The 21,013-nt window shown below is 68.4% G+C and carries 16 protein-coding genes and 10 pseudogenes; 22 read left to right on the top strand and 4 right to left on the bottom strand.

Annotated features, from left to right (window positions below):
- Positions 1–33: 33 nt before the first annotated feature.
- The 17 genes and pseudogenes from rpe (at position 34) to QQK48_RS16940 (ending at position 14,168) form a co-directional block, all read left to right on the top strand.
- Positions 34–695, top strand: a pseudogene (gene rpe, locus QQK48_RS17010) (ribulose-phosphate 3-epimerase).
- A gap of 1 nt (position 696) precedes the next feature.
- A pseudogene (locus QQK48_RS17005) lies at positions 697–975 on the top strand (riboflavin biosynthesis protein RibD); the annotation flags it as partial.
- 215 nt (positions 976–1,190) lie between these two features.
- Positions 1,191–1,739, top strand: coding sequence for a RibD family protein (locus QQK48_RS17000; protein ID WP_284329211.1), 549 nt, complete (start codon positions 1,191–1,193; stop codon positions 1,737–1,739).
- A 55-nt stretch (positions 1,740–1,794) separates the two neighbouring features.
- A complete protein-coding gene (locus QQK48_RS16995) occupies positions 1,795–2,328 on the top strand; it encodes a riboflavin synthase (protein WP_348523812.1) in 534 nt (177 codons plus the stop codon).
- Positions 2,325–3,575, top strand: a complete 1,251-nt coding sequence (gene ribA, locus QQK48_RS16990; protein WP_284329210.1) for a GTP cyclohydrolase II — start codon at positions 2,325–2,327, stop codon at positions 3,573–3,575. The genes QQK48_RS16995 and ribA overlap by 4 nt, the downstream gene beginning before the upstream one ends.
- A complete protein-coding gene (gene ribH / locus QQK48_RS16985; protein ID WP_284329209.1) occupies positions 3,572–4,036 on the top strand; it encodes a 6,7-dimethyl-8-ribityllumazine synthase in 465 nt (154 codons plus the stop codon). Before ribA ends, ribH begins: the two co-directional genes overlap by 4 nt.
- 64 nt (positions 4,037–4,100) lie before the next feature.
- A complete protein-coding gene (locus QQK48_RS16980) occupies positions 4,101–4,364 on the top strand; it encodes a phosphoribosyl-ATP diphosphatase (protein ID WP_284329208.1) in 264 nt (87 codons plus the stop codon).
- Positions 4,365–4,373: 9 nt separating this feature from the next.
- Positions 4,374–5,218: pseudogene (gene hisG / locus QQK48_RS16975) on the top strand (ATP phosphoribosyltransferase).
- Between the two features lie 148 nt (positions 5,219–5,366).
- The gene (locus tag QQK48_RS16970) at positions 5,367–6,191 is read left to right on the top strand and encodes a helix-turn-helix transcriptional regulator (RefSeq protein WP_284329207.1); all 825 of its coding nucleotides are present in this window, start codon (positions 5,367–5,369) and stop codon (positions 6,189–6,191) included.
- Positions 6,184–7,104 (top strand): helix-turn-helix transcriptional regulator, encoded by a 921-nt coding sequence (locus QQK48_RS16965; protein ID WP_284329206.1) that lies wholly within the window; start codon positions 6,184–6,186, stop codon positions 7,102–7,104. The genes QQK48_RS16970 and QQK48_RS16965 overlap by 8 nt, the downstream gene beginning before the upstream one ends.
- Before the next feature lie 35 nt (positions 7,105–7,139).
- Positions 7,140–8,156: a twin-arginine translocase subunit TatC gene (gene tatC, locus QQK48_RS16960; RefSeq protein ID WP_284329205.1), complete on the top strand. Its 1,017-nt coding sequence runs from the start codon at positions 7,140–7,142 to the stop codon at positions 8,154–8,156.
- Positions 8,114–8,500 (top strand): annotated as a pseudogene (locus QQK48_RS22355) (diacylglycerol/lipid kinase family protein); the annotation flags it as partial. The gene tatC and the pseudogene QQK48_RS22355, both read left to right, overlap by 43 nt.
- Before the next feature lie 109 nt (positions 8,501–8,609).
- Positions 8,610–9,092 carry a diacylglycerol/lipid kinase family protein gene (locus QQK48_RS22350; protein ID WP_431308442.1) on the top strand — a complete coding sequence of 161 codons (483 nt, stop codon included), beginning with the start codon at positions 8,610–8,612 and terminating at the stop codon, positions 9,090–9,092.
- 9 nt (positions 9,093–9,101) lie between these two features.
- A complete protein-coding gene (locus tag QQK48_RS20750; protein ID WP_348523716.1) occupies positions 9,102–9,941 on the top strand; it encodes a DEAD/DEAH box helicase in 840 nt (279 codons plus the stop codon).
- Between the two features lie 150 nt (positions 9,942–10,091).
- Positions 10,092–11,843, top strand: coding sequence for a DEAD/DEAH box helicase (locus QQK48_RS20745; RefSeq protein WP_348523715.1), 1,752 nt, complete (start codon positions 10,092–10,094; stop codon positions 11,841–11,843).
- 49 nt (positions 11,844–11,892) lie between these two features.
- Entirely contained in the window at positions 11,893–13,338 is a 1,446-nt protein-coding gene (gene lnt / locus QQK48_RS16945; RefSeq protein ID WP_284329203.1) for an apolipoprotein N-acyltransferase, read from the top strand.
- Between the two features lie 85 nt (positions 13,339–13,423).
- Positions 13,424–14,168: pseudogene (locus QQK48_RS16940) on the top strand (polyprenol monophosphomannose synthase).
- A 74-nt stretch (positions 14,169–14,242) separates the two neighbouring features.
- Here QQK48_RS16940 and QQK48_RS16935 read toward each other — a convergent pair.
- The 3 pseudogenes from QQK48_RS16935 to QQK48_RS16925 all read right to left on the bottom strand — a co-directional run.
- A pseudogene (locus tag QQK48_RS16935) lies at positions 14,243–14,509 on the bottom strand (RNA polymerase-binding protein RbpA); the annotation flags it as partial.
- A 128-nt stretch (positions 14,510–14,637) separates the two neighbouring features.
- Positions 14,638–15,697: pseudogene (arsB, locus tag QQK48_RS16930) on the bottom strand (ACR3 family arsenite efflux transporter).
- 21 nt (positions 15,698–15,718) lie between these two features.
- Positions 15,719–16,099, bottom strand: a pseudogene (locus QQK48_RS16925) (arsenate reductase ArsC); the annotation flags it as partial.
- Between the two features lie 72 nt (positions 16,100–16,171).
- On the opposite strand from QQK48_RS16925, the gene QQK48_RS16920 reads away from it, so the two are divergent.
- From QQK48_RS16920 to QQK48_RS16900, 5 genes and pseudogenes are all read left to right on the top strand, one after another.
- Complete coding sequence (locus tag QQK48_RS16920) at positions 16,172–16,531, top strand: ArsR/SmtB family transcription factor (RefSeq protein ID WP_284329202.1); 360 nt, start codon at positions 16,172–16,174, stop codon at positions 16,529–16,531.
- A gap of 4 nt (positions 16,532–16,535) precedes the next feature.
- Positions 16,536–16,980, top strand: a pseudogene (locus QQK48_RS16915) (helix-turn-helix transcriptional regulator).
- 4 nt (positions 16,981–16,984) lie between these two features.
- Positions 16,985–17,395 (top strand): VOC family protein, encoded by a 411-nt coding sequence (locus tag QQK48_RS16910; RefSeq protein WP_284329201.1) that lies wholly within the window; start codon positions 16,985–16,987, stop codon positions 17,393–17,395.
- Between the two features lie 54 nt (positions 17,396–17,449).
- A pseudogene (locus QQK48_RS16905) lies at positions 17,450–19,809 on the top strand (ATP-binding cassette domain-containing protein).
- Positions 19,806–20,093 (top strand): DUF1905 domain-containing protein, encoded by a 288-nt coding sequence (locus tag QQK48_RS16900; RefSeq protein WP_284329200.1) that lies wholly within the window; start codon positions 19,806–19,808, stop codon positions 20,091–20,093. Before QQK48_RS16905 ends, QQK48_RS16900 begins: the two are co-directional and overlap by 4 nt.
- On the opposite strand, the gene QQK48_RS16895 is transcribed toward QQK48_RS16900, so the two are convergent.
- Complete coding sequence (locus tag QQK48_RS16895) at positions 20,080–20,973, bottom strand: EamA family transporter (protein ID WP_284329199.1); 894 nt, start codon at positions 20,971–20,973, stop codon at positions 20,080–20,082. The genes QQK48_RS16900 and QQK48_RS16895 overlap by 14 nt on opposite strands.
- Between the last annotated feature and the right edge of the window lie 40 nt (positions 20,974–21,013).

Here is a 21,013-nt window from a genome sequence, read left to right as displayed (position 1 = left end):
CTGAGACGGCCCCGGCTCCACTACGCTCGAGCCATGGGTATGCAGATCGCCCCGTCCATCCTGTCCGCCGACTTCGCGAACCTCGAGTCCGAGATCGTCAAGGTCGATACCGCCGACTGGTTGCACGTTGACGTCATGGACGGTCACTTTGTGCCCAACCTGACGCTCGGCCTGCCGGTGGTGGAGCGCATCGCCGAGGTGTCGCCGATGCCCATCGACGCACACCTGATGATCGAGAACCCCGATCACTGGGCTCCGCGTTACGCGGAGGCCGGTGCCGCATCGGTGACGTTCCACTACGAGGCGGCGAAGGATCCGCGGGCCATCGCTCGCGACCTTCGCCGGCTCGGCGCTCGTGCCTCGGTCGCCCTCAAGCCGGGAACGCCCGTCGACGTCATCCTGGACGACCTGGTCGAGTTCGACATGGTGCTGGTGATGACGGTCGAGCCGGGATTCGGGGGCAGGCCTTCATGCCGGACATGATGTCCAAGGTTTCAACTCTCCGCCACGCCTCGGATGCCGCAGGTAGCCATCTGTGGATCCAGACCGACGGAGGAATCGCGCGCGACACGATTGAGACCGTGGCGAGGGCGGGTGGCGACGTCTTCGTCGCGGGCTCGGCCGTCTACGGTGCCGCGGATCCGGCGGCCGAGGTCAACGCCCTGCGCGACCTCGCGGCGGCGGCGCGTGCCTGACATGACCGTCGCACACGACTCGGATGGTCGCGAGACGCTGACCGACGCCCAGGCCATGGACCTCGCCGTCGTGCTGGCGGGCAACGGCCCCGCCTACGGTCCCAACCCGCGCGTGGGCTGCGTCATCACCGGTGCGGAAGGCATCGTCCTCGGGCAGGGCTGGCACCGCGGCGCTGGCACCGCGCATGCCGAGGTCGCCGCGCTGGCCGATGCCCGCGAACGCGGCAACGACGTGTCGGGGGCCACGGCGCATGTCACCCTCGAGCCGTGCAACCACACGGGCCGCACGGGACCGTGCGTGGACGCGCTGACGAATGCTGGCATCGGCCAGGTGCGCTTCGCCGTCGCCGACCCCGGCGATGCGTCGGCCCGCGGCGCGAACACGCTGAACGCGCGTGGCATCGCGGCAACGTTGACTCCCCACGGGGGAGCCCTGGCCCTGACGGCGCGCTGGCGCAAGGCGATGGAGCGCGGGCGTCCCTATGTCATTGCGAAGTGGGCCGCCACGCTCGACGGGCGCATGGCCGCGGCGGACGGCACGAGCCTTGGATCACCGGCGACGACGCGCGCGAACACGCCCATCAGGTCCGTGGCACCGTCGATGCGATCGCCGTCGGTACCGGCACCGTCGCCACCGACAATCCTTCGCTCTCGGCACGCCCCGGTGGACAGGAGCAGGGACACCAGCCGTTGCGCGTCGTGGTCGGCACGCGTGAGACCGAATGCAGTGCGGTCTGGCGCGACGAGAACGCCGTCGCCGTGGCGAGCCATGACCCCCGCGAGGTTCTCGACCTGCTGTGGAGCCGCGAGGCGCGCTCCCTTGTCGTCGAGGGAGGCCCTACACTTCTCAGCGCCTTCCTTCGCGCAGGCCTGGTTGACGAGATTCATGTGTACATCGCGCCTGCACTGCTTGGCGCGGGTCCCAGCGCGGTGTCCGATCTGGGAATCGGCACCATGGCGGATGCGTTGAGAGGGCAGGACGTGACCGTGACGCGCCTCGGCGTCGACACACTCGTCATCGCTCACCTTGATGGAGGAATCTGATGTTCACCGGCATCGTCGAGACGGTCGGCACGGTTGAGGCCGTGACCGCCACGGGATCGACGGCACGCTCACCATTCGCGCGTCCCTTGACGGCGACTACGTTCACGGCGAGTCCATCGCGGTCAACGGCGTCTGTCTCACCGTCGCGGCCTCCGATGGCGAGTCCTGGACCGCGGACGTGATGCGCATCACGCTCGACACCACCGCGTTGTCCGGCATCGCCGTCGGCGACCGTGTGAACCTTGAGCGCGCGCTGCGCGCCGATGCCCGCCTCGGCGGTCACATGCTGCTCGGCCACGTCGATGGCACCGCCACGCTGGTAGCGGTCGACGCTCAGGAGGAGTGGACTGACCTGACCTTCGACATTCCCGCCGACCTGGAGCGCTACGTGGTCCGCAAGGGCTCGATCGCCCTCAACGGCACGTCGCTCACGGTCGCGGAACTCGAGGGCACGCGTGTCACGGTCTCCTTGATCCCCACCACGCTTGAGGAGACCACGTTTGGCTCGCTCGCCGTGGGCGACACCGCCAACGTCGAGGTCGACGTCATCGGTAAGTACGTCGAGAAGATGCTGGGGGAGCGGGCATGACCGCCGCCACTGACGAGGTGACCGCGCGCGTCGAGCGCGCCCTCCAGGACCTTCGCGACGGCAAACCTGTGCTGGTCGCTGATTCGCACCACCGCGAGAACGAGGCCGACTTCATCATGGCCGCCCAGACCTCCACCGTGGAGTGGATCGCCTGGGGCATCCGCCACTCGTCGGGCTACCTGTGCGCGCCGATGCCGGGGCCGAAGGCCGACGCCCTCAACCTCCCGCTCATGGTCCCCGACAGCCAGGACCCGCGCCGCACCGCCTACACCGTGTCGGTCGATGCGGCTTCTGGGGTGACCACCGGCATCTCCGCCGCCGACCGCCACCGCACGCTCCAAGTGTTGGCCTCGCCGGAGGCCTGCCCCGACGACGTCATTCGTCCCGGCCACGTGCTGCCGCTGCGAGCCGTCGCAGGGGGAGTGCTTCACCGCCCCGGTCACACCGAGGCGGCGGTGGACCTGTGCCGCCTCGCGGGCCTCGAGCCCGTGGGTGTCATCGCCGAAATGGTCAACGACGACGGCACGATGATGCGTTACGGCGACGCCACCGCGCTCGCCGAGCGTGAGGGCCTCGTCTTCATGACGATCGAGGAACTCATCGCCTTCCGCAGGGATCAGGGCGACGAGCCGATTGCCGTGGAGCCTGCCCCGCACCGCGTGGTCGCGCTCGGCGAAGCACGCCTGCCCACCCGGCACGGCGTCGTCACCATTCGTGGGTACCGTGACGCGCGCACGGGCGAGGAGCACGTGGCACTCACCGCACCCGTTCCCGGAGATGGACTGCCCGTGGTGCGCGTGCACTCCGAGTGCCTGACCGGCGATGCCTTCGGTTCGCTGCGCTGCGACTGTGGCCCACGCCTGGACGCCGCCATCGCCAGGGTGGCCGCCGAGGGTGGCGCCGTCGTCTACCTGCGTGGACACGAGGGACGCGGCATCGGCATCGTCGCCAAGATCCAGGCCTACCACCTGCAGGATCAGGGCCGCGACACGGTGGATGCCAACACGGAACTGGGACTGCCGGTCGACCGTCGCGAGTACGGCGCCGCGGCGGCCATTCTCACCGAACTGGGGCTCACCGAGGTGCGCCTCATGACGAACAACCCTGCCAAGGTCGAGGCCATGCGCGCGTCGGGCATCAGCGTGTCCGAGCGCGTTCCTCACCACTACGGCGAACACCCCGAGAACGCCCAGTACTTGCTCACCAAGGTCGAGCGCATGGGACACCTGCTAGGAGACAACGCATGAGTGGAGACGGCGCACCCGCGCTTGAGGTCGATGGCCGCGGCCTGAAGGTCGAGATCGTCGCGAGCCTGTGGCACACCGACGTGATGAATGGCCTCGTCAACGGTGCCGTGCGTGCCGCCCAGGCCGCTGGTGCGGAGTATCGCGTCACCCGTGTCGCCGGGGCCTTCGAGCCGACCGTCGTCGCCGAGCACCTGGCCCGCAAGGGCGCCGATGCGATCGTCGCCCTCGGCGTGGTGGTGCAGGGAGAGACGCCGCACTTCGAGTACGTGTGCGCCTCCGCGACCGACGGCCTCACGGACGTGGCGCGCAACCACGCCGTTCCCGTAGGATTTGGCCTCCTGACCGTCGACGACGTGCAACAGGCACTGGACCGCGCCGGCCTCGAGGACTCCAAGGAGGACAAGGGCGCCGAGGCGGTCGAGGCTGCTCTGTCCACGGCGCTTCTCCTGCGCGCGCTCTAGTCACGCGCGCCGTGCCCGGGCGCGCGATTGCGCCGCCCCGCCGCGTCCCCACTAGGCTGGCGGCGTGAAGACGTTCGAGAGCCTGTTTGAGGAGTTGCAGCGTCGCGCGGAGGAGCGTCCGGAGGGATCCGGCACCGTGGCGATGCTCGACAAGGGAGTCCACGCGATCGGCAAGAAGCTGGTCGAGGAGGCTGCCGAGTCCTGGATGGCGTGCGAGCATCAAAGCGACGAGGAGGCGGCGGAGGAACTCTCTCGCCTGCTCTACTGGGCCCAGGTGATGATGGTCGCCAAGGGCATTTCGCTGGACGACGTCTACAAGAATCTTTGAGGTATCGAAGTGCTGCGCATTGCTGTCCCCAATAAGGGATCACTGTCCGAACCCGCCTGCCAGTTGCTGAAGGAGGCCGGCTACAAGCAGCGCCGCGACTCCCGCGAACTGGTACTGCACGACGCCCGCAACGACGTGGAGTTCTTCTTCCTGCGTCCCAGGGACGTCGCGGTCTACGTGGGCTCGGGCACCGTCGACGCGGGCATCACGGGCCGCGACCTGCTTCTGGATTCTGGTGCGGAGGCCGTCGAGCACCTGGAGCTCGGCTTTGGTGGCTCGACGTTCCGCTACGCGGCTCCCGCGGGCGACATCACCGATATCCAGCAGGCGCAAGGCAGGCGAGTGGCCACGAGCCTACCCGCGCCTGGTCAAGCACCACCTGAAGTCCTTCGGTGTCGAGTCCAAGGTGGTGCGCCTCGACGGCGCCGTCGAGTCATCGGTGCGCCTGGGTGTGGCCGATGCGGTGGCGGACGTGGTCTCGACCGGCACCACGCTGCGGGCCGCCGGCCTGGAGATCTTCGGGGACCCCATCCTGAAGTCCGAAGCCATCTTGATCCGCCGCGCGGACGCCGCCGAGGAAGACATTGCGGTCCTCACCGGGCGTCTTCGAGGCGTGCTGATGGCGCGTCAGTTCGTGCTCGTCGACTACGACGTCCCCAACGCACACCTGGAAGCCTCGATCGCGGTCAACCCCGGTATGGAGGCTCCGACGGTGACGCCCCTGCACGGCAAGGACTGGCACGCGGTGCGCGTCATGGTTCCCCGTACCGAGATGAACCAGATCATGGACAAGCCTGTACGCAGCAGGCGCGCGCGCGATCCTCGCGACCGAGTTGCTGGCGGTGCGCGTCTAGATGGCCATCTCCGCCGAGGAGCGGCTCCTGGGGCTCATCATCGCGCTCATGCATGCGCGCACGCGGATGACGAAGGACGAGATCCGTGCCTCGGTGGACGGCTACGAGAAGGCCGACCCTGCGTGGGATGGGGCAGAACGAGCACGCCGTGACGCCGCGTTTGAGCGGATGTTCGAGCGTGACAAGGACAAGGCTCAGGCGGCTTGGCGTCCCCGTCGTCACCGTGCGGCACCAGGCGTATGGCGACGACATCGGGTACCGCATCGACCCGTCGCAGGCACGCCTGCCCGCGCTCGACTTCACGCCCGCCGAGCGTGCCGTGTTGAGCCTTGCCGCCGACTATTGGCATGGTGTCACGCTCGGCGAGGACGCCAGCCACGCGCTCATCAAGGCGGCCTCCGGATCGGCGCACGCCGCGGCCGAGGCGCTTCCGTTTGCCGCGCTGTCCACCCGGTTGACCGATGCGACGGCCCAGTTGGTGGAGGCCATCCAGGCTCGCCAGGAGGTCGCCTTCGAGTACGCCTCGGCGTCATCGGGCACGGCGCGACGCCGCGTGCAGCCATGGCGCGTGCGTCTCAGCGGGGGAGCGGAGTACCTCATCGGTTACGACGTTGACCGCGATGCCCCGCGGACGTATCGCCTGTCGCGGGTCGCCGGCCCGGTCAAGGCCGTGGGGGACCAGGGAGCGTTCGACGTCCCCGAATCGATCGACGCGTCGCTCATGCCATCAGGCACACCAGGCACGGCCACTATCGCGGTACGTCCCGAGGCCGCCCACGCCCTGCGCGCGCGGGGTCGCGCGGCCGGTGAGGACGGCGATTGGGACCTCCTGGACGTCGACTACACGCATCTCGATGCCCTGCGCGACGAGGTATTGGCTCTTGGTGGTGCCGCCCGTGCCGTGGCGCCAGACGCACTCGTGGCGGCGGTGCGCTCGCACGCACGCGCCGCCCTGGAGGTGGCCCGTGGCTGATCGCACCCTGGGTCGACTGACACGCCTCCTCGGCATCGTCCACTACCTCGAGATACACGGCGCTACGCCGTTCACTGAGTTGGCCGACCACTTCGGCGTCAGTGAACGCCAGGTGCGAGCCGATGTCGAGACCCTGTGGGTTTCGGGCCTGCCGGGCCACCAGTACGACGACCTCATCGACTTCGACGGCTTTCTGTTCGATCAGGGCATCGCGGACCTCACCAACAGCCAGGGCGTGTCTCAGGTGTCGTTCTCGGCTCGCGAGGCCGCCGCACTCATGGGCGCGTTGTCCGCCCTCTCCGCCGCTGGTGCGGCGCCTGCCGCCTCGGCGAGCGTGATGGAAAAGCTCCGGGGCGCCGTGGGCGGGGTCAGCGTGGACGTCTCGGCGTCATCGCCCGTTCGCGACGAGGTGCGGTCCGTCCTCGAGGCCGGCATGGTCACGGGCACCGCCGTGATTCTCGACTACGTCGACGCCCAGGACCGGCGCACCGAACGCACCGTGGAGCCGCATCGCCTCGTGGTGATCGATGGCGCGGCCTACCTCGAGTGCTGGTGCAGGCGCGCGGAGGACCACCGCACGTTGAGGCTCGACCGCATCGCTTCAGCGGTGCCGACCACAAGCGAGGTCACTCACCCTCCGGTCGACACCCATGGCTTCTCGCTCACGCAGCGGTACGCGGCCACCGTGACGCTTGAGCGCGCGGCACGGTGGGCCGTCGAGGATCTCCCCGGCGTCACCATCATGGCCGACGGCGACGAGACCGTCACCGCCACGTTCGGCGTCGCCAACCCGGGCTGGACCGCGGGCCGGTTGCTCGCCATCGCACCCCACCTGGTCTCCGTGGAACCCGCCGCGTTGCGCACGGCACTGGCGGACAGAGCGCGTGGCGTCCTGGCCGCGCAGGGCGACTAGACTCGTTCGCAGTCCCCGACATTTGGAGGAATCCCATGGGAGCACGCGAGTGGATCATCATTCTGGTGATCGTGGTGCTGCTGTTCGGCGCGCCCAAGGCTCCCGGAGCCGGCACGCAGCATCGGCAAGTCGCTCAACATCCTGAAGGACGAGACGAGCAACCTGCGTTCAGACAAGGACGCGAAGCCCGAGACTGCGCAGCCTTCCCAGGCGCAGGCACCCTCGACGCCCGCCGTGGCCGAGTCGACGGTCGAGCCTTCCCACTGACGACGAGGCACGTGGCAAGTAGTCGCCCGCGCAGGGCGAATCCCGACGCCCGGCAGCCGCTGGGCGCGCATCTGAGGGAGTTCCGCAACCGTCTGATCCTCGCTATCGCCGGCATCGCCGTGGGTGCGGTCGCGGGATGGTTCCTCTACGAACCGGTCTTCGAGGCGCTACAGCGCCCCATTCTCGAAGCCGCGGCGGAGCAGGACGCGCTTGTCACCGTGAACTTCGCGGGGTTGGTGACGGCCCTCGACATGCAGATCAAGGTGGCCCTCTTCGTGGGCGTCGTGATCTCGTCGCCCTGGTGGCTCTATCAGTTGTGGGCGTTCGTGGCACCAGGACTCAAGAAGCGCGAGAAGTGGTACACGGTCGGGTTTCTTGGCACGGCCATCCCGCTCTTCGTCGGTGGGCTTGCGCTCGCCGCGTGGGTCTACCCTCGCGCGGTCGTGATTCTCACGGGATTCACCCCCGAGGGCGGCTCGAACGTCCTGGATGCCCAGATGCTCATGACCTTCACCATGAGGCTCTTCCTGGCGTTCGGCGTGGCGTTCATCTTCCCCGTCTTGATGGTGTTCCTGACCTGGGCGGGCATCGTGCGGACTGCCACCTGGTTGCGTGCCTGGCGATGGGCGGTCCTCATCATCTTCATCGCCGCCGCAGTGCTGACCCCCACGCCCGACGTGTTCACCATGCTCACCATGGCGTTCCCGATGGTGGCGCTGTACTTCGCGGGCATCGGCGTGGGGTGGCTCCGCGAACGCAAGCGTCCCTCACTCGAGGACCTGTGAGCCTGCTCGGCGTCGTCACCAACCCCGCGGCGGCCTCCGGCAGGGGAGCGGCGCCCGGAGCACAAGCCTTGGCGACGCTCGCCGCGCACGGCCACCAGGTCATCGACCTCACCCGCGCCACCTGGCGCGAGGCACGCGACGCGGCCCAGGCCGTCGTTTCCGACCTTGACGCGCTCGTGGTCGTGGGCGGGGACGGCATGGTGCATCTCGGGCTCCAGGTCTGCGGCGAGCGCTCGCTACCGCTCGGGATTGTCGCCGCGGGTTCCGGCAACGACTTCGCCGCCACGCTGGGGCTGCCGGTGCGAGACGTCGAGGCAGCCGTGCGGATCATCCACGAGTCCCTGACAAACCCAGCAAGTCGACTGACTATCGATCTGGGAGTGGCGACGGACGCTACAGCGAGCGCGGTCCCGCGAAGCCGCTACTTCGCGGGCGTGCTTTCCGCGGGGATCGATGCCGCCATCGCCGCACGGGGGATGCGCATGCGTTTTCCCCGTGGCACTTCGAAATACAAGGTTGCGATCGGCCTCGAGCCTGCCTCACTTCCGGCCCTATGGCGCGCGCCTCACAGTGGACGGCCACGCCTGGAAGGACGATCGGTACACCCTCGTCGCGGTGGCCAACGGCACCACCATCGGCGGGGGCATTCCGCTGTCCCCGCGTTCCGACTTGACGGACGGCTTCCTCGAGGTGATCACCGCCGACGCACTCACACTCCCGCAGATCGCCGCCATCCTGCCTCGGCTGCAGCGGGGCACTCACCTCGACCACCCCGCGGTCCACGTCACACGCGCCACCTCCGTGGAACTCGCCCCCGCTCCCGGAGGCGCGCCACTGCCAGCGGCATCGGCGGATGGCGAGATCCTCGGGCCCGCGCCGTGGACGGTGCGCTGTGCTCCGGGCGCGCTGCACGTTCTGGCACCGCCGCGCGATTAACCTGACGCCATGACCTCTCCCGCCGAACGCTTCGCGGCGGCCCGCGCCCGCTCTCAGCGCAGCGACCTCTCAAACTTCGAGTCGTCGCTGTCGTTTCCTCTCGATCGATTCCAGAGGGAGGCATGCGAGGCCGTGGCGGACGGCCACTCCGTCCTCGTCGCCGCTCCCACCGGCGCAGGCAAGACCCTCGTGGGCGAATTCGCCGTGCGGCACGCCTTCGAACGTGGCGAGAAGGCGTTCTACACCACACCCATCAAGGCGCTCAGCAACCAGAAGTTCAACGACCTGCGGCGCACCTACGGCACGGAGAACGTCGGGCTCCTGACCGGCGACACGTCGATCAACGCGCACGCTCCCATCGTCGTCATGACCACCGAAGTCCTGCGCAACATGATCTACGCGGGCTCCCGCGACCTCGACAACCTCGGCGCCGTCGTGCTCGACGAGGTGCACTACCTCGCCGACAGGTTCCGCGGCTCCGTGTGGGAAGAAGTCATCATTCACCTGGGCCAGCGCACGGCCCTGATCTGCCTGTCCGCCACCGTCAGTAACGCCGAGGAGTTTGGCGCCTGGCTCACCGAGGTCAGGGGGACACCAAGGTCATCGTGTCCGAGCATCGGCCCGTTCCCTTGTGGCCCCACGTGCTCGTGCGCGAGGGGATCTTTGATCTGTACTCGCCTGGCGTCGACCCTCAGGACCCTGGCCCCAACCCCCGCCTCAACCCCGAGCCTGAGGCGATCACGCGCCGCTCGCGTTCGGGGAGGCCTTCGCGGGCCGCGGTCGCAGGCCCACCAGGGGCGGACGCAAGCCGGCGGGGCGCCGTGCGCCTCCGCGGTTCGCGGTCGTTGACGTCCTGGATCAGCAGGGACTCCTTCCCGCGATCGTGTTCGTGTTTTCCCGCGCCGGCTGCGAGGACGCGGTGGACCAGGTGCGCGCCGCCGGTCTGCAACTGACGACTCCCGAGGAATCCGCCGAGATTGGCCGCATTGTCGACGAACGATGCTCGGGCATCCCCACCGCGGACCTTGGCGCGCTCGGCTACCTGCGGTGGCGCGATCACCTCGAGGCGGGCATCGCGGCACACCACGCAGGCATGATCCCACTGTTCAAGGAGGTCGTGGAGGGCTCTTCGCAGGCGGGCTGCTCAAGGTGGTGTACGCCACCGAGACGTTGGCGCTTGGCATCAACATGCCCGCGCGCTCCGTGGTGCTCGAGAAGGCTCGTCAAATGGGACGGCCAGGGACACAAGGACCTCACGGCAGGCGAGTACACCCAGGCTCACGGGCCGCGCGGGCCGTCGCGGCATCGACATCGAGGGCCACGCGGTGGTGGTGGAACACCCCGGCTTCGACGCTCCGCAGTTGGGAAGGCTCGCGTCGCGGCGCACCTACCCGTTGGTGTCCAGTTTCGCGCCGTCGTACAACATGGCGATCAACCTCGTCGCTCAGTCCGGCGTGGACAAGGCGCGCGAGCCTGCTCGAACTGTCCTTCGCGCAGTATCAGGCCGACCAGAACGTGGTGGGCAAGGCCCGGCGTGCGAGGGAACTCGAATCCACCCTGAACGCCTACCGGGAGACCGCGACCTGCGACAAGGGCGACTTCATGGAGTACGCGGCTCTCAGGGAGCGCATCACGCGGGCGCAGAAGGACTCGTCGCGCCTGGTCAAGCGCCAACGCAGGGAGGCCGGTGTCGAGACCCTCACCGCGCTCCGGCGTGGAGACGTGGTGCGCATCGGCTCGGGCAAGCGCCAGGGATTCGCGGTCGTGACCGTGCCGGACGACCACGTGGACGCACCGCGCCCGACCGTCGTGAGCGACGATGCGCGTGCCTTCCGTCTGGCGATCGCGGACCTGCAATCCGGCATCGACGCCGTGGGCGCGATCAAGGTCAAGAAGGGTGTCGATACGCGCAACGCACGCGTCCGCCGCGAACTCGCTCAACAGATCGTTGCGGCACGCGAGACGTTCGATGCGCCGTCCCGGCGCAAGGCCGCGCCGGAACAAGACCACCAGCAGCAGCGTGTCGACGCGCTGCGTCGGGAGATGGCGGCTCACCCGTGCCACTCCTGTCCCGACCGCGAACAGCACGCCCGCTGGGCGGAGCGCTATCACCGCACGCTGCGTGACCGTGATCGCCTCACCGGCGAGATCGCGCGCGCGACCGGATCGATCTCCGCGTTGTTCGACCGACGGTGCGCGGTGCTGCGCGAACTTGGCTACCTCGACGGTGACGGCCCCCACACTGCCGTGACGGATGCCGGCGCACTGATGAAGCGCCTGTACTCGGACAACGACCTGGTGATCGCCGAGTGTCTGCGCACGGGGGTGTGGCAGGAACTGCATCCGCCTGCTCTCGCCGCCGCCGTCTCCACGCTGCTGTATGGCGGCAGGCGCGAGGACGAGACCCGCACCCCGCACATCCCCGGCGGGCCTGGCGGAGTGCTGGGCCGGGCCCTGAAGGACACCGTGCGGGCGTGGTCGCGGATCGACGACCTCCAGCATGCGCATCGCCTGCCCGACGCACCAGCACCGCAGTGGGGCATCGTCTCCGCGATCCACGCCTGGGCGCAGGGCAAGAACCTCGATGTCGCCCTCAAGGACTCCGAGATCGCTCCCGGCGACATGGTGCGGTGGTGCAAGCAGGTCATCGACGTCCTCGACCAGGTCGCCCAGGTGGCTCCCTCCGACGTCGTCAGGACGCGCGCGCAGACCGCCATCGAGGCCATGCGTAGGGGAGTGGTCGCGTACTAGCGCGGCGCGGGTGGCGAGTGCCTCGCGCGGACGAAAGTAGGCTGGTCCGGTGCCTCGCGTCCTGATCACCCTGCTCCTTGCCGTCGGCGGCGGGCTCGTGCTCAACGCAGGCTTTCCCGACCTCGGTTGGTGGCCACTCGTGTACGCCGCGCTGGCGATGCTATGGCTCGCGCTGCGCGAGACGACGGTGTGGCGTGGGTTCCTCCTGACTTGGCTCTTCTCCATCGCCTTCCTGCTGCCACACCTCACGTGGGCCGATGCCTCGGTGGGCAAGGTGCCATGGGTGGCGCTGAGCATCGCCGAGGGGGCCTTCATGGCGCTGTTCGGTGCGGCCTGGGTGTGCGTCCGCCGCTCACCCCTCATGAGTGGACGCCCGCCGTGGTGGTCGCCGCTCGCCTTCGGCCTGCTCTGGGTCGGCATGGAGCAGTTGCGTTCGCTCATCCCCTTCGGGGGATTCCCGTGGGGCCGGATCGCGTACTCGCAGGTCGACGCGCCCATCGCACGCTTCGCGTGGCTCGGCGGCGTGCCGTTGACCGCGTTCGTGGTCGCCGTCGTCGCGGGGTGCTTGGGACTCGCGATCGAGGCCGCACTGACCCGCAGACTCGTCCTCGCAGGCGCTGCGCCCATCGTGGGCGCCGTGCTGCTCATCGGCGGCCTCTTCGTACCCATCGACACTCAGGCTCAGGACGGCACGCTGCGCGTCGGCGCCGTCCAGGGCAACGTTCCCAACACCGGGCTCGACGCGTTCTCGCAGGCGCGCGAGGTGACCAAGAATCACCACGACGGGACCCTCGCGCTCGTCGAATCCGACCCCGGCCCGATCGACCTGCTGCTGTGGCCCGAGAACTCGTCCGACTACGATCCGCGGGCGGATGAGGAGTCCGAGGCGCTCGTGACCGCGTCGGCTCAGGCGGCGGGGGCGCCGCTGCTGCTCGGTACGAACGATTACTCGCCCGAGGATGGCCGGTACAACACGATGCTGCTGTGGTCGCAGGCTGGCTCCGTGATCGACTCGTACAACAAGCAGCGGCCCGCGCCCTTCGCCGAGTACATCCCCATCCGTGACTTCGTGTCGCGATTCTCTGACGCCGTCGACCTCGTTCAGACCGAGGTCCTGCCCGGTACGGGCTCCGCCACCATCGACGTTCCGGTCGCCGCACTGAACAGGGTCGTGACCGTCGGAACCCCCATCTGTTTCGAGATCGCTTACGACGCGATCATCACCGACGCGATCGCCGAGGGCGCCGAGGCGCTGTTGGTTCCCACCAACAACGCGAGCCTTCGGCCTGACCGCGGAGTCCACGCAGCAGTTGCAGATGACGCGCCTGGCGGCCATCACCACGGGCCGCGCCGCAATCCAGATCTCGACCGTTGGCGTCTCCGCAGTGGTGACACCGAACGGCAGGCTCGTGGAGTCGACAGAGCTCTTCACCGCCGATCAGGCTTTACGCCACGCTGCCGCTTCGCACGGAGATCACCCCGGCGGTGGGACTGAGGCACCTGTGGCATTGGGGCTTCCTCATCGTCCCCATCATCCTGGTGACCTCCGCCGCCGGACGGACCATCCGAGAGAGGTATGACTGGTGACCCGAACTCTCGTCATCATCCCCACGTACAACGAGCGCGAGTCGCTTCCCGTCCAGGTGGCCGCGGTACGTGCAGCGGCTCCTGACGTGGACATCCTGGTGGCCGACGACAACTCGCCCGACGGCACCGGACTGTGGGCTGACGAGCGCGCCGCCGCCGACGAGCACGTCCACGTGCTGCATCGGCCCGGCAAGGCCGGCTTGGGCGCCGCGTATCTCGCGGGCTTTGCTTGGGGTCTGGAGCGCGGGTACGACGTGCTGGTCGAGATGGACGCCGACGGCTCCCACCGGGCCGTCGACCTGCCCTCCGTGCTGGGCGCCCCCGGAGCGTGGGACCTCGCAATCGGTTCCCGCTGGGTGCCGGGAGGCTCGGTGGTCAACTGGCCGACGCACCGCCGACTTTTGTCCACGGGGGCCAACACCTATGTGCGCCTGATGTTGGGCCTGGGTGTGCACGATGCGACGGCGGGCTTCCGCGCCTACCGCGCCGACACTTTGCGCGAGGCTCGATTTCTCCGCGGTGGAGTCCCAGGGATACTGCTTCCAGATCGACATGGCGTGGAGAGTCGTCAAAGCCGGGGGAGTGGTGGTCGAGGTGCCGATCACCTTCGTCGAGCGCGAGCAGGGCCAGTCGAAGATGTCGGGGGCGATCATTCGCGAGGCGCTCATCAAGACCACTGCGTGGGGCATGAAAGAGCGCGCGACGCAGGTGCGTCGCGCGCTCTCACGGGAGAAGTAGCGGGCTAGGCGCCGATGCGGCCCGCCCGGAGCAGTTCGAGGCGCTCGTCGAGCAGTTCCTCGCTCGGGAATGGTGCGGCGCTCGAGCAGCATGTCCCAATGGGTGCGGGCGGCCTTGGTGTCGGTCTCCGCGGGGCGGTCGCCGTCACGCAGCAGCGCGAGCGCGCCGCAGTGGCATTCCCAGGACAGCGGGACGTCGGCCTCGACGGAAAACGGCAGTGTCACCACGTGGCCGTTGGGGCAGTCGTAGTGAACATCGCGGCGCTCCGCGAGTTCGGAGTTGCCCGGTGCTTCCATGCTCTGGGTTCCCAGTCGCATTCCTCGCAGTGCTCGATCAGCCATGTCAGCCTCCCTCATCGTGTGACGGCAGGCGGGGGTGGTGCCTGCTCTCTGGGAAGTGAACGAGCCTGATACCAGGGTTGTTCCCGCTTGAGGGTTCCCGGTACTGGGAAAGGCTCCCGACCCTCGGACTATGCGGCGAACAGGCGAGGGCGAAGCCAGAGGGTCACGTACACCAGTGCGACCAGGACGGGCACCTCGATGAGCGGGCCGACGACCCCGGCGAGTGCTTCGCCGCTGGCGGCGCCGAATGTTCCGATGGCCACGGCGATGGCAAGGCTCGAAGTTGTTGCCCGCCGCGGTGAAGGCGAGCGTGGTGGTGCGTGCGTACCCGAGGCCAAGCGCGCGTCCGGTCGCCATGCCCGCGCCCCACATGACCGCGAAGTAGCACAGCAGCGGCAGGGCGATCCGTGCCACGTCCCACGGGTGTGCGATCACCTGCTCACCCTGGAGCGCGAACAGCAACACGATGGTGAAGAGCAGTCCGTAGAGCGCCCAGGGGCCGATGCGGGGTAGGAACGTCTCCTCGTACCACTCGCGCCCCCTGGCACGCTCACCCACGGCGCGGGAGACGAACCCCGCCACCAGGGGAACACCCAAGAAGACGAGGACATTGAGTGCAATCGTGCCCATTGACGCGTCGAGCCCCTGAGTCTCGAGGCCCAGCCACCCGGGAAGCACCGCGAGGTAGAACCAGCCAAGGACCGAGAACGCGACCACCTGGAACACGGAATTGATGGCGACCAACACGGCAGCTGCTTCGCGGTCTCCGCAGGCAAGGTCGTTCCAGATCACCACCATCGCGATGCATCGGGCAAGCCCTACGATGATCAGCCCCGTGCGGTAGGCGGGGAGGTCAGGCAGAAAGGTCCAGGCGAGGGCGAACATGACGGCGGGCCCCACCAGCCAGTTGAGGACGAGCGAACTGATGAGGAGCCGTCTGTCACCCGTGACGGCCGCGACCTTGTCGTAGCGGACCTTCGCGAGAACGGGGTACATCATGACGAGCAGGCCGAGTGCGATCGGCAGCGAGATGCCGCCCACCTCGAGCGCCTCGAGGGCGTCGCCCACGAACGGCACGTACTCGCCGAGGCCGATGCCTGCGAGCATCGCCAGCGCGATCCACAGCGGCAGCCACCGGTCGAGGGTGCTGAGACGCGCGGGGGCGGTGCGAGGGGCCAGCGTGCTCATGCCGTGAGCCTGCGTGAGGAGCGCCTCCACACGCGCCTTGATCTCGTCACGGATGGGACGCACCGCGTCAATCCCTTGTCCTGCGGGGTCCTCCAGGACCCAGTCCTCGTAACGCTTGCCGGGGTAGTAGGGGCACGCGTCGCCGCAGCCCATGGTGATGACGGCATCGGACGCCTGGACCGCATCGGGAGTGAGCACCTTGGGCTGCTCCTCACGAATGTCGATGCCGACCTCGAGCATCGCCTCGACGGCGACCGGGTTGATGTGCTCGGCGGGCATGGAGCCCGCGGACCGGACCTCGACGGCACCGGCGGACAGGTGGCGCATGAATCCTGCGGCCATCTGGGACCGGCCGGCGTTGTGGACGCACACAAAGATGACGGAGGGGTGGGAGTCGCTCATGCGGCCAGCATGGCTCTTATATCGATCACTGTCAATATTGATGAATGCCGATGTACGGGCTAGCCTGGTGAGATGGCGATCCGAGAGAACCTCCTCGCTGGAGACGTGTGCAGCCCCGGCACCGCACTAGTGGTTCCGGAGGGCGATGACGCTGCGGCTGCCGCACTGCTGAAGGTGGTGGCGGACCCCACGCGGCTCAGGATTCTCCGCATCCTCGCCGCCAACGGCGCCGTCTGCGCCTGCGACCTTGAGGCGCCGCTCGGGTTGAGTCAGCCCACCGTCTCGCATCACCTGCGCCTGCTGCATGATGCGGGCCTAGTCACGCGCGAGAAGCGCGGCACCTGGGCCTTCTTTGGTCTGGACACGGAGGCGGTGGCCCGCGTGAATGCGCCACTCATGACGCTCACGGCGCTACCATCCGTGCCACGATGACGGCATGACCACCTCGCGTGAGCAGCGCCTGCGCGATCTCGCGCTCCTGCGCCGCGCCAGGGACCGCATGGATCGCGAGCACGCCCTCCCGCTGAACGTCGAGCCTGATCGCGGCCGGCGTGGGCATGTCCGCGGGGCATTTCTCACGGCAGTTTCGTGACGCATACGGCGAGAGTCCGTACTCGTACCTCATGACGCGTCGCATCGAGCGGGCCATGGCGCTGCTGCGGCGCGGCGACCTCAGCGTGACCGAGGTTGCCCTGGCAGTGGGGTGCGCCTCGCTCGGCACCTTCACGACACGCTTCACCGAGTTGGTCGGCATGTCGCCCGGCGTGTACCGCGAGCACACGGCCGATGCGACGGCAGGGCTGCCCACCCTCATCACCCGGGACGTCGCACGACCGGTCAGGAATCGAGAAGCCACGGTGCCGGTCAGCGTCTTACGGTGAGGTCATGAACCTCACCATCCACTCCTCCTTCCTTCCACTGGCCGACCCGGAAGCCTCGCTGGCGTTCTACCGCGACGTCCTCGGCTTCGAGGTGCGTCTCGACGTGGGCCAAGGCGCCATGCGCTGGCTCACGATCGGCCCCGCCGGCCAAGGCGACACCAACATCGTGCTGTATCCACCCCAGGCCAACCCGGGAATCACGGACGCCGAGAAGGACGTCATCGCGGACATGATGGCGAAGGGCACGTTCGCCTCCCTCCTCCTCGCCACCCCCGACGTCGATGCCGCCTTCGCCGAGATCGAGCGACACGACGTCGAGATCGTGCAGGAGCCCACCGACCAGCCCTACGGCGTCCGCGACTGTGCACTGCGCGACCCCGCAGGCAACCTCATTCGCCTCCAGCAGCGCCCGTGATGGGCCTGGCAGACTAGGTCCACCCACCGCATCGGCCCACCCCAAGGAGTCCCCGTGAGCCAGGCTGACAGCCACGACATCATCCGCGTGCGCGGAGCGCGCGAGAACAACCTGCGCGACGTCTCCGTCGATCTTCCCAAGCGCCGCCTCACGGTCTTCACCGGCGTCTCGGGCTCAGGAAAGAGGCTCGCTCGTGTTCGGCACCATCGCGGCGGAGTCGCGGCGCCTCATCGACGAGACCTACCCGGCCTTCGTCCAGGGCTTCATGCCGTCCCTCAACCGCCCCGACGTGGACTCGCTGGAGGGACTGACCACCGCGATCATGGTGGACCAGGAGCGGATGGGGGCCAACTCACGCTCCACCGTGGGAACCGCCACCGACGCCAACGCACTACTCCGCATGCTCTTCTCACGGGTCGCGCAGCCCCACATCGGCTCGCCCCAGGCGTACTCGTTCAACGTGGCTTCGATCTCCGGCCAGGGCGCCGTGCAGATGGAGAACAGCCGCGGGACCACCACCAAGGAAGTGCGATCGTTCTCTATCCAGGGCGGCCAGTGCCCCCGGTGTGAAGGCATGGGCGCCGTGTCGGACATCGACCTCAGCCAAGTGGTGGACGAGTCCAAGTCGCTGCGCGAGGGAGCCATCACCGTGCCAGGGTTCACCGCCGATGGATGGATGGTCCGGATCTATGCTGAGGCCGGCTTCTTCGACGGCGACACTCCCGTGAAGGACTTCACTCAGCGTCAGCGCGACGACTTCCTCTACAAGGAGCCCGTCAAGGTCAAGGTCAACGGCATCAACATGACGTACGAGGGCCTCATCCCGCGCATCCAGAAGTCGATGTTGGCCAAGGACAAGGAGTCCATGCAGCCGCACATCCGCGCGTTCGTGGAGCGAGCGGTGACCTTCCAGACATGCCCGGATTGCGACGGGACTCGTCTGAACGAGACCGCGCGAGCCTCCGTCATCGAGGGCAAGTCCATCGCGGACCTCTGCCGCATGCAGATCACCGACCTCGCCACGTGGTTTGCAGGCGTCGATCTGCCCGCCGCCGGGCCCCTCGTCGATGGCATCCGGGCCGTACTGACCGCCTTCGTCGACATCGGACTGGGTTATCTGTCGCTCGAGCGGCCCACCGGCACGCTGTCGGGGGAGAGTCGCAGCGCACCAAGATGATCCGGCACCTCGGGTCGGCGCTCACGGACGTCACGTACGTGTTCGACGAGCCCACCATCGGGCTGCACCCGCACGACATTCAGAACATGAACGACCTGCTGCTGCAGGCTGCGCGATAAGGGCAACACCGTGCTCGTGGTGGAGCACAAGCCAGAGACCATCGCCATTGGCGATCACGTGGTCGACATGGGTCCGGGCGCCGGCACCGACGGCGGCGAGGTGGTGTTCGAGGGAACGCCCGCCGAGCCTTGCGGCGGCGGACACACGCACGGGGCGGCATCTGCACGATCGCGCGGGCCTGAAGGACGCGGTGCGTGCCGGCACGGGTGTCATCGAGGTACGTGGCGCCCGCTCGCACAACCTGCGTGACGTTGACGTCGATATCCCGACCGGGGTTCTCGTGGTGGTCACCGGTGTCGCGGGCTCCGGCAAGTCATCGCTCATCCACGGGTCCGTGACCCCGCGTGAGGACGTCATCGCAGTGGACCAGAGCCCCATCCGAGGGTCCCGCCGGTCGAGCCCCGCGACCTACACCAGCCTACTCGACCCGATCCGGAAGGCCTTCGCCAAGGCGAATGGGGTCAAGCCCGCCCTGTTCAGGCTCGAACTCCGAGGGCGCGTGCCCGGTGTGCAAGGGCGCCGGAGTGACCGTGACGGACCTCGGACCGTTTGACTCGGTCGAGACCCTGTGCGAAGAGTGCGAGGGCCGCCGTTTTCAAGCGTCCGTTCTCGAGCACACCCTGGGGGGCAAGAACATTGCCGAGGTTCTCCGCATGTCGGTCGCACAGGCGGAGGAGTTCTTCGGCGCAGGCGACGGCAAGACCCCCACCGCGCACAGGATTCTGGAGCGCATGAAGGACGTGGGCCTTGGCTACCTCAAGGCTCGGCCAACCGCTCACGACACTGTCCGGCGGCGAGCGCCAGCGCCTCAAGCCTGGCCGCGCGGATGACCGAGAAGGGCGACGTCTACGTGCTCGATGAGCCGACCACGGGCCTGCATCTGGCGGACGTATCGACGCTGTTGGGCCTTCTGGACCGACTGGTGGACTCGGGCAAGACGGTCATCGTCATCGAGCACCATCAGGCCGTGATGGCTCACGCGGACTGGATTATCGACATGGGTCCGGGAGCGGGGCATGATGGCGGCGCGGTGGTGTTCGAGGGGACGCCCGCGGCGCTGGTAGACGATGCCTCGACCCTGACAGGCCAGCACCTCAAGGAGTACGTGGGCCGATGAGCGACGACTCGCAGCACCAGCCGTCCGCACGGTTCGAGGCGGTGATCGGCGTCGAGGTCAAGGGCGAGACGTGGTCATGCGTCGAGATTCCTGACTCCGCAGAACTGTTCGGCACCGGCCGCTCGGTCCGCGTCGACGCGACGGTCGACGACGTGTCCCTCAGCAACGTGGGCGCGATGGTCACCGGCCGCGGTGGCCACATGATCTCCCTCAGCGCCAAGGTGAGGAAGGCGCTCGGCAAGGACATCGGCGACTCCGTGACCGTCGTCGTCACCCAGCGCTGACGCGTCGGGGGCCTCGGCGGGGGTGACGGCCCGGGGGCGTCCGGCGAATGCTCCGACCGCGACGGCCGCGAGGACCACGCCTCCGCCCACGAGTTGGGTGGCGCTCAGCGACTGACCGAGGATCGACCACCCGAGCGCGCCCGCCGTCAGCGGTGTGAGGAAACTCAGCAGGCTCACCTGGGTCGCAGGAAGGCTTGAGGATGCCGCCGAACCACAGGAGGTAGGCGATGGCCGTGCCGGGGATGGCGAGCCAGGCGTAGCCCAGCAGGTTGTTGGCGGTGAGACCCGATGGCAGGCCCTCGAGTGCGAGCAGTGGCACCAGCAGCACCAGGCCACCCGCGACCAACTGCCACCCGGTGAAGGCCAGCATGGGCACGGGGCGTCCCCAGCGCTTGGTCAACATGACCCCTGCGGAGGTGCAGAGCGCCGCCCCGAGCCCCGCCAAGATGCCCCACGCGTCGAGGCGGGCCGATGGCGTGATGACGAGAAGTGCGACGCCCGCTACGCCTGCGCCCGCCGCCGCTCGGGCGAGCGGGGAGACGCGCTCGTGGAGCACCGCCCCGGCGAGAAGCGCGGTCACCAACGGATGGACCGCGGCGAGCGTGGCGGCGATGCCGCCGGGGAGCCGATAGGCGGACACGAACATGAGGGCGAAGAACGCGCCGATGTTGAGCGTGCCGAGCACGGCGGCCTTCCACCACCAGTCGCCGCGGGGGAGGACTCGGGTGAGTGCGAGAAGCGCGATCCCCGCGGGTAGGGCACGGAGTGTCGCGGTGAGGAGCGGGCGGCCGTCCGGAAGCAATTCGGTGGTCACCAGGTACGAGGTACCCCAGGTGATGGGCGCGAGCGCGGTGTGGGCAAGCGTGCGCAGGGTGTTCATGACGGCCTTCTTCGGGAAGATATTTCGATGTCAAGATATC

The sequence above is a fragment of the Demequina litorisediminis genome (genome assembly GCF_030161615.1).
GTDB classification, from domain to species: domain Bacteria; phylum Actinomycetota; class Actinomycetes; order Actinomycetales; family Demequinaceae; genus Demequina; species Demequina litorisediminis.
This window is presented reverse-complemented; position numbering and strand designations above follow the sequence as displayed.

What these genes read in the sequence shown, in the direction of transcription:
- ribA (WP_284329210.1), top strand. Translation starts at nt 2,325, where the DNA reads ATGACCGCCGCCACTGACGAGGTGACCGCGCGCGTCGAGCGCGCCCTC.
- ribH (WP_284329209.1), top strand. Translation starts at nt 3,572, where the DNA reads ATGAGTGGAGACGGCGCACCCGCGCTTGAGGTCGATGGCCGCGGCCTG.
- tatC (WP_284329205.1), top strand. Translation starts at nt 7,140, where the DNA reads ATGGGAGCACGCGAGTGGATCATCATTCTGGTGATCGTGGTGCTGCTG.
- QQK48_RS22350 (WP_431308442.1), top strand. Translation starts at nt 8,610, where the DNA reads ATGCCGCCATCGCCGCACGGGGGATGCGCATGCGTTTTCCCCGTGGCA.
- QQK48_RS20750 (WP_348523716.1), top strand. Translation starts at nt 9,102, where the DNA reads ATGACCTCTCCCGCCGAACGCTTCGCGGCGGCCCGCGCCCGCTCTCAG.
- QQK48_RS20745 (WP_348523715.1), top strand. Translation starts at nt 10,092, where the DNA reads ATGCTCGGGCATCCCCACCGCGGACCTTGGCGCGCTCGGCTACCTGCG.
- QQK48_RS16920 (WP_284329202.1), top strand. Translation starts at nt 16,172, where the DNA reads ATGGCGATCCGAGAGAACCTCCTCGCTGGAGACGTGTGCAGCCCCGGC.
- QQK48_RS16910 (WP_284329201.1), top strand. Translation starts at nt 16,985, where the DNA reads ATGAACCTCACCATCCACTCCTCCTTCCTTCCACTGGCCGACCCGGAA.
- QQK48_RS16900 (WP_284329200.1), top strand. Translation starts at nt 19,806, where the DNA reads ATGAGCGACGACTCGCAGCACCAGCCGTCCGCACGGTTCGAGGCGGTG.
- QQK48_RS16895 (WP_284329199.1), bottom strand. Translation starts at nt 20,973, where the DNA reads ATGAACACCCTGCGCACGCTTGCCCACACCGCGCTCGCGCCCATCACC.